The organism is Elusimicrobiota bacterium (assembly GCA_016182905.1).
GTDB lineage: Bacteria > Elusimicrobiota > Elusimicrobia > UBA1565 > UBA9628 > GWA2-66-18.
This window is the reverse complement of sequence record JACPFR010000025.1, coordinates 80,789-87,922: the sequence shown is the minus strand read 5'-3', so window position 1 is coordinate 87,922 and position 7,134 is coordinate 80,789. Positions and strand designations below refer to the sequence as shown.

General features: G+C 69.4%; 7 protein-coding genes. 6 read left to right on the top strand and 1 reads right to left on the bottom strand.

Going from position 1 to position 7,134, the window contains the following annotated elements; translation table 11 throughout:
- The first annotated feature begins 128 nt into the window (after positions 1–128).
- The 6 genes from HYV14_10370 to HYV14_10345 all read left to right on the top strand — a co-directional run bounded on the left by HYV14_10370 (position 129) and on the right by HYV14_10345 (position 5,914).
- The gene (locus tag HYV14_10370) at positions 129–1,379 is read left to right on the top strand and encodes an imidazolonepropionase (GenBank protein MBI2386404.1); all 1,251 of its coding nucleotides are present in this window, start codon (positions 129–131) and stop codon (positions 1,377–1,379) included.
- Positions 1,380–1,383: 4 nt separating this feature from the next.
- Entirely contained in the window at positions 1,384–2,079 is a 696-nt protein-coding gene (locus HYV14_10365; protein MBI2386403.1) for an HAD family hydrolase, read from the top strand.
- Positions 2,052–3,389 carry an aldehyde dehydrogenase family protein gene (locus HYV14_10360; GenBank protein MBI2386402.1) on the top strand — a complete coding sequence of 446 codons (1,338 nt, stop codon included), beginning with the start codon at positions 2,052–2,054 and terminating at the stop codon, positions 3,387–3,389. Before HYV14_10365 ends, HYV14_10360 begins: the two co-directional genes overlap by 28 nt.
- An 86-nt stretch (positions 3,390–3,475) precedes the next feature.
- Complete coding sequence (ftcD, locus tag HYV14_10355) at positions 3,476–4,963, top strand: glutamate formimidoyltransferase (GenBank protein MBI2386401.1); 1,488 nt, start codon at positions 3,476–3,478, stop codon at positions 4,961–4,963.
- A 1-nt stretch (position 4,964) separates the two neighbouring features.
- Positions 4,965–5,360, top strand: a complete 396-nt coding sequence (locus HYV14_10350; GenBank protein MBI2386400.1) for a DUF962 domain-containing protein — start codon at positions 4,965–4,967, stop codon at positions 5,358–5,360.
- Positions 5,357–5,914, top strand: a complete 558-nt coding sequence (locus HYV14_10345; protein ID MBI2386399.1) for a GNAT family N-acetyltransferase — start codon at positions 5,357–5,359, stop codon at positions 5,912–5,914. The genes HYV14_10350 and HYV14_10345 overlap by 4 nt, the downstream gene beginning before the upstream one ends.
- Here the strand turns inward: HYV14_10345 and HYV14_10340 are convergent.
- Complete coding sequence (locus tag HYV14_10340; GenBank protein ID MBI2386398.1) at positions 5,911–7,074, bottom strand: cation:proton antiporter; 1,164 nt, start codon at positions 7,072–7,074, stop codon at positions 5,911–5,913. The genes HYV14_10345 and HYV14_10340 overlap by 4 nt on opposite strands.
- Positions 7,075–7,134: the final 60 nt, after the last annotated feature.

Here is a 7,134-nt window from a genome sequence, read left to right as displayed (position 1 = left end):
CCCCGCGGGGGCGGCCATTCCGTTGGGGGGCAATGCCGTTGAAGCCTTTAAATCCGACTACTTGCTCACGTTCCTAGGGCCCCTTCCGGGCGGCCCAAGGGTCCCGGGCGATTTCGTAGAATAAACCCGTGACGACCTTGATCCTCAATGCCTCCGAGATCCTGACCATGGCGGGCCCCGACGGGCCGCGCGCGGGCAAGGACAAGGGCACCCTCGGCCTGCTGCGCGACGGCGCGGTGCTCCTCGACCAGGGGAAGATCGTCGCGGCCGGGCCCAAGGCGGTGGTGCTGACCAACCCCGCGGCCAAGGGCGCCAAGATGCTGAGCGCCGAAGGCCGCGTGCTGCTGCCCGGCTTCGTCGACGCGCACACGCATCCCGTCTTCGCCGCGCCGCGCCTCGACGACTTCGAGTCGCGCATCGCCGGCAAGAGCTACGCCGAGATCGCCCAGCGGGGCGGGGGGATACTGTCCACTGTCAACGGGGTCCGCGGCTCGAAGGAGGCCGACCTCGTCGCCGGCCTGCGCCGGCGGGCGCTCGATTTCGTCTCCTCCGGCACGACGACGATCGAGGCCAAGTCCGGCTACGGCCTCGACCTCGACAACGAGCTCAAGCTGCTGCGCGCGATGCGCGCGGTCTCCTCGCGCGGCCCTCTCGAGATCGTGCCGACCTTCCTCGGCGCGCACGCCGTCCCGCCGGAGTTCAAGGGGCGCAAGGGCGAGTTCGTGGAGCGGATCTGCGCGACGATGATCCCGCGCGTCGCCGAGGAGAAGCTCGCGGCGTTCGTGGACCTGTTCTGCGAGCAGGGCTACTTCGACCTCGACGACCTCCGGGCCGTCGCCTCCGCGGGAGCGAAGGCCGGGCTCAAGCTCAAGGTCCACGCCGAGCAGCTCTCGCGCATGGGCAGCCTCGACGCCGCGCTCAAGCTCGGCGCCGTCACCGCCGACCACCTCGACTGCGTCGTCGAGGACGACATCCCCGCGCTCTCGGCCTCCGGCACCGTCGCCTGCCTCGTGCCCGGCTCGAACTACTTCCTCGGCAAGCCCTATCCGCCGGCGCGGCGCCTGCTCGACCTCGGGGCGGCCGTGGCGCTGGCCACGGACTTCAACCCGGGGACCTGCCCGTGCCACGACATGCGCATGATCGTTTCGATCGCGTGCACGCAGATGAAGATGAGCCCGGCGGAGGCCCTCGTCTCGTCGACGATCAACGGCGCCCACGCGCTCGGCCTGGGCGCCACCCACGGCTCCTTGGAGCCCGGCAAGACCGCCGACATCGCCTGCTTCGACGCCGAGGACCATCGCGAGCTCGCCTACTGGTTCGGCGCGCCCAAGACGCGCTGGGTCATGAAGCGCGGCGAGGTCGTCTGGAAGGCGACATAAAAGAATGAAGGTCCTACTTTTTGACATCGACGGGACCTTGATCCGCGGCGGCGGCGCCGGGCGCAAGGCGCTCAACCGCGCGGCGTACGAGCTTTACGGCAAGAAAAACGCCTGCTCGGAGCTTTCCTTGGCGGGCCGGACGGATCTCTATAATTTCGCCCAAACCTACCGCTTCGCCACGGGAAAAAAGCCGACGCGCGCGGCCGTCGAACGGCTCCATCAGGCGTACCTCCATTTTTTGCCGTACTACGTTAAATCGGCGATCCGCCGCCGGACCTATCACGTCCCGCCGGGCCTGAAGGTGCTCCTCAAGCGTCTGAGCCGCGACAAGCGCGTCCTCCTCGGCCTGGGCACCGGCAACATGGAGAAGGGCGCGCGCATCAAGCTCGAGCCCTCGGGCTTCAACGCCTATTTCCTGTTCGGCGGCTACGGGTCCGACGCGTTCCACCGCCACGCCCTGCTGAAGAAGGCCGTCATTCGCGCGAGACGGCTGGCTCACGCTTCCTTCACGGCGAAAGATGTATATGTCATCGGCGACACCCCTTTCGACGTCCTCGCCGGCCGCAAGGCCGGGTACAAGACCGTCGGCGTCGGCACCGGCTACGCCGACTGGAAGGCGCTCAAGGATTCGAAGCCCGATCATCTGGCGAGGGACTTCAGGAACATAAAAACATGGCTGACATGGTTCGAGTTGAACTGACCGATGAGTCTTCCGCGGCCGCCGTCGCCGCGCGCTGCGCCGCCGCCGCGGGCAAGGCCGCTTTGCCCGCGCACGCGCGCGCCAAGATCCTGCTCAAGGCGGCCGAGGCGCTCGAGGCGCAAGCCGAGGATTTCGCCCGCCTGATCTGCTCCGAGGTGGGCAAGCCGCTGAAGGAAGCCCGCCGCGAGACGACCCGCGCCGCCTTCACCTTGCGCTGGGCCGCCGAGGAGGCGCGCCGCGTCGTGGGCGAGCTGCTCCCGCTCGATCTCGACGCGAACTCCGAGGGCCGCTTCGCGCTGGTCAAGCGCGTGCCGCGCGGGCCGGCGATGTTCATCACCCCCTTCAACTTCCCCTTGAACCTCGTCGCCCACAAGGCCGCCCCCGCCGTCGCCGTCGGCCTGCCCTTCGTGCTCAAGCCCGATCCCCGTTGTCCTAAGACCGCCGAGAAGCTGGTCGGCCTGCTCGTCGACGCGGGCTGGCCCGCCGAGGCCGCCATCGTCGTAGGCGGGCCGCTGCCCGCCGCCGAGGCCCTCGTCCGCGACGAGCGGTTCCGCGTCTTCTCGTTCACCGGCTCGACCGCGGTCGGCTGGAAGCTCAAGGCGCTGGCCGTGAAGGCCCACTGCTGCCTCGAGCTCGGGGGCAACGCCGCGGTGTTCGTCGGCAAGGACGCCGACCTGCCCTGGGCCGCCGCGCGCTGCGCCTGGGGGGCCTTCTGCTACTCCGGCCAGACCTGCATCTCGGTCCAGCGCATCTTCGTCGAGAAGGAGGTCCACGCCGAGTTCCGCCGCCTGCTCGTCGAGAACGTCAAGCTCCTCGTCATCGGCGACCCGGCCGACGAGAAGACCGACATCGGCCCCCTGATCGACGACAGATCCGCCCTCCGCGTCGAGGAGTGGCTCAAGGAAGCCGTCGGCAAGGGCGCCAAGCTCTGGACGGGCGGCCCGCGCGCCGGCCGGCTCATCCCGCCTTCCTTGCTCGAAGGCGTCCCCGCCGACTGCCGCCTCTCCTGCGAGGAGGCCTTCGGCCCCGTCGCGACCTTGGACGCCGTCGACAGCCGCGAGGAGGCCCTCGAGCGCATGGCGGCCTCGCGCTACGGCCTGCAGGCCGGGATCTTCACGAACGACCTCGCCTTCATCCAGCGCGCCTTCGACCGCCTCCCCGTCGGCGGCCTCATCGTCAACGACATCCCGACCTTCCGCTCCGACGCGATGCCCTACGGCGGGATGAGGGACTCCGGCACCGGCCGCGAGGGCGTCCGCTACGCCATGGACGATTTCAGCGAGCAAAAGACGTTGGTCCTCAAATCTTAGATGGTGTCAGGCATTCCGCTTTTTTCACTTTCCGGCAAAAGTGAAAAAAGCGGAATGCCTGACACCAAGTACCACAAGGAGCTCATATGAAGCTGGTTGAATGCGTGCCCAATTTCTCGGAAGGACGCGATAAGGCGAAGGTGCAGAAGGTCGTGGACGCGGCGAAGTCGGCCGGGGTCACCATACTGGACGTCGAGACGGACGCGGACCATCATAGATGCGTCCTTTCGTTCGTGGGAGCGCCGGACGCGTGCGTGGAGGCGTGCTTCCGCGTGGCGAAGACGGCCATGGAGCTCATCGACCTCAACGTCCACAAGGGCGAGCACCCGCGCATGGGCGCCGTCGACGTGATCCCGTTCATCCCGGTCGCGGGCGTGACGATCGAGGACTGCGTGAAGCTGGCCGAGAAGCTGGCGGCGCGCGTCGGCGGCGAGCTCAAGATCCCCACCTACCTTTATGACCACGCCGCCCGGCGGCCGGAGCGCAAGGACCTGGCCAACGTGCGCAAGGGGCAGTTCGAGGGCCTGAAGGAGCTGATCGGCAGGGACGAGACCCGCACGCCCGACTTCGGGCCGAACGCGATCCACCCGACGGCCGGCGCGGTGGCGGTCGGGGCGCGCCAGCAGATCGTGAACTTCAACCTCAACCTCGACATCCACGACATGGCCGCCGGCAAGGACATCGCCAAGCGCCTGCGCGCCTCCGGCGGCGGCCTGCCCGCGGTGCGGGGCAAAGAGATCGACCTGGCCGCGCGCAAGCAGGTGCAGATCTCGACGGTCCTGACCGACTACAAGAAGAGCTCGATGGCGAAGGTCCTCGGCACGGCGATGGGCCTGGCCGACGAGCACAAGGCCAAGATCAAGAGCACCGAGATCGTCGGGCTCCTGCCGCGGCAGGCTTTGGTGGATTTCGCGATCGAGACGCTCCAGCTCGAGAATTTCAACCCGGACGTCCAAATCCTCGAGAACCGCCTGGAGGCGGTCGGCGCGCTCGGCGGGGCGACGGACTGGATGGCCGCGGGGCGCCTCGTCGCCGAGGCCCTGTCGAACACGGACGCGACCCCGGGAGGGGGCTCGGCGGCGGCGGTGTCCGGCGCGATGGGCTGCGGCTTGGGCGAGATGGCCATCGGCATCACCTTGAAGTCGAAGAAGCTCGACGAGGCCAAGCGCGCCCCGCTGACGGCCGCGCACAAGGCCCTGGGCGAGATGCGCGCCACCTTCGACAAGCTCGCGGCGGACGACGCGGCCGCCTTCGACCTGTTCATGGCGGCGATGTCGCTTCCCAAGGACGACGCGTCGCGGCCCGCGAAGATGCAGGCCGCGCTCGTGCACGCGGCCGAGGTGCCGCTGAAGACCGCGCAGATCGCGGCCGGGGCGCTGGCCGTCGCCAAGCAGGCGTCCCCGCTGGCCGGCGCGGCCGTGGCCTCCGACATCAACTGCGCGATCCATCTGCTCAGGGCCGCGGCGCAGTGCGCGGCGGAGAACGTGCGCATCAACCTCGGGGGCATCAAGGACCCGTCGGCGGCGAAGGGCCTGGAAAGCAGCCTCGAGAAGACATTGGCGGCCTGCGCCTAGCATGCTCGACTACGCCCGCCTGTCGGCCGATTACGCCTCGTCCCACCGGACCGAGGGCAACCGCCGCTCGCACATGATCGGCATCCCGCTGATCGTGTTCGCGGTCGTGCGCTGGACGCAGATCGGGTCCTTCTTCCCGCTTGCCGCTTTGGTCCTGCCGGTCTACTTCCTCTGGAACCGGCGCGTCGGCTGGATCATGACGGCGTTCATCGCGCTGTGCGCGGCCGTCGGCGCGTTCACGCCGCTGCGGGCCTCCGTCGCGGCGTTCGTCGTCGGCTGGCTGTTCCAGATCTACGGCCACGCGGTCCATGAGAAGAACCGGCCCGCGCTGCTCGACAACCTGGCGCACGCCCTGGTCGGGCCGGCCTTCATCGCCGAGAAGCTGCTCCCGAGATGATGACGCCGACGATCCGCCGCGCGGGGCCGCCCGACTGGGTGGCGATCAAGGACCTGTGCGCGGACACCGGACGGCAGGGCCGGCCCGTCGACGACGACGAGCGCGAGGCCTTCGGCGAGCACTGGATCGGGCCGTACCGCGAGCTGCGGCCGGACTGGACCTGGGTCGCGGTCGTCGACAAGAAGGTGATCGGCTACCTCACCGGCTGCCCGGACACCTTGTCCTTCGAGAAGGAGCGCCGGCGCGTGTTCCAGCCGCAGCCCGACTCGCGCGAGTTCTTCCCGCAGGCGGTCCGTCTGAGCCTGTGGACCGAGCACCCGGCGCACCTGCACATGAACGTCTCGGCCGACTACCGGGGCTTCGGCACCGGCGCGGCCCTGCTGCGGACCTTCTTCGGCGAGCTGAGGAAGGCGGGGGTGCCCTCGGCGCACGTGATCTGCGGCCCGAGCGCCGCGCCGTTCTGGGAGAGGATGGCCTTCCGCACGGCGGCGGTCGTCGAGGCGGCGCCGGGCGTCAAGCTCAGCGCGATGACGCGCCCGGTCCCCGGCCTCTAGGCGAGGGCCTTCTTCAGCAGCGGCGGAGCGAGGAAGGTGGTGACGATGACCATCGTCACCACGGCGGCGTAGAGGGCGGGATCGAGCAGGCCCGCCGTGAACCCGATCTGCGCGAAGATGAGGCCGACCTCGCCTCGCGGGATCATGCCGATGCCGACGGCCCAGCGGTTGAGGCTCCGGCCGGGGACGGCGAGCGCGCTGACCATCTTGCCGGCGACGGCCGCGGCGATCAGCAGCGCGGCGAGCCCGAGGGCGGCGTGGTTCCCGGCGTCGAGCGGGTTGAAGAAGGCGAGATCGACCTTGGCTCCGACCATGACGAAGAACACGGGGGCGAACACGTCCACCACCGGCCGGATCGTCTCGTCGATGTCCTCCTTCTTGTCGGTGCGCGCGAGCAGTATGCCGGCGGTGAAGGCGCCGACGATCATGGCCGTCCCGAGGGCGTGGGCCGCGAGGGCCAACGCGAACGCGAAGCACGTCGCGAGGCCGACGAGGACGCCCCGGACGCGCATGCGGCGGACGAGCTTGACCAGGGCGTCCGACAGGTAGGGGCCGAGCCACAGCGCCGCGGCGAGGAAGCCTCCCGACAGCAGGATCGTCTTGATCACGCCGGCCCACTGCAGGGTGCCGGAGACGGCGATCCCCTGCACCGCCGAGAGGATGACGATGCCCAGCACGTCGTCGATGACCGCGGCGCCGAGCACGATCTGCGCCTCGGGCAGGTGCAGCTTGCCCATGTCGGAGAGGACGCGCGCGGTGATTCCGACGCTGGTCGCGGTCAGAGCGGCGCCGACGAAGACGGCCTCCATGCCGCCGCGGCCGAGCGCGGTCATCAGCCCCCAGCCGAGCGCGAAGGGGACGACGACGCCGACCGAGGCGACGGCCGAGGCGGTCGGGCCGGCCTTGAGCAGCTGGCCCAGGTCGCTGTGGATGCCGGTCTCGAAGAGGAGCAGGATCACTCCGACCTCGGACATCAAAGCGAGGGCGGGGTCGTTGAGGTGGAAGAAGGTGAAGACGCCCGTGCCGAGCACGACGCCGCCGATCAGCTCGCCGAGGACCGCGGGCTGTCCCAGGCGCTCGGCGAGCTCCCCGAACAGCTTGGCGCTGAGGAGGATGGCGAGGAGCTCGGCGATGAACCGGACGACGTCGAGTTCGGGCATGGGAGGGTACTATAGGGGAAAAATCAGGGATTGACAATGGCGCGGCGGCGGCTTACCCTA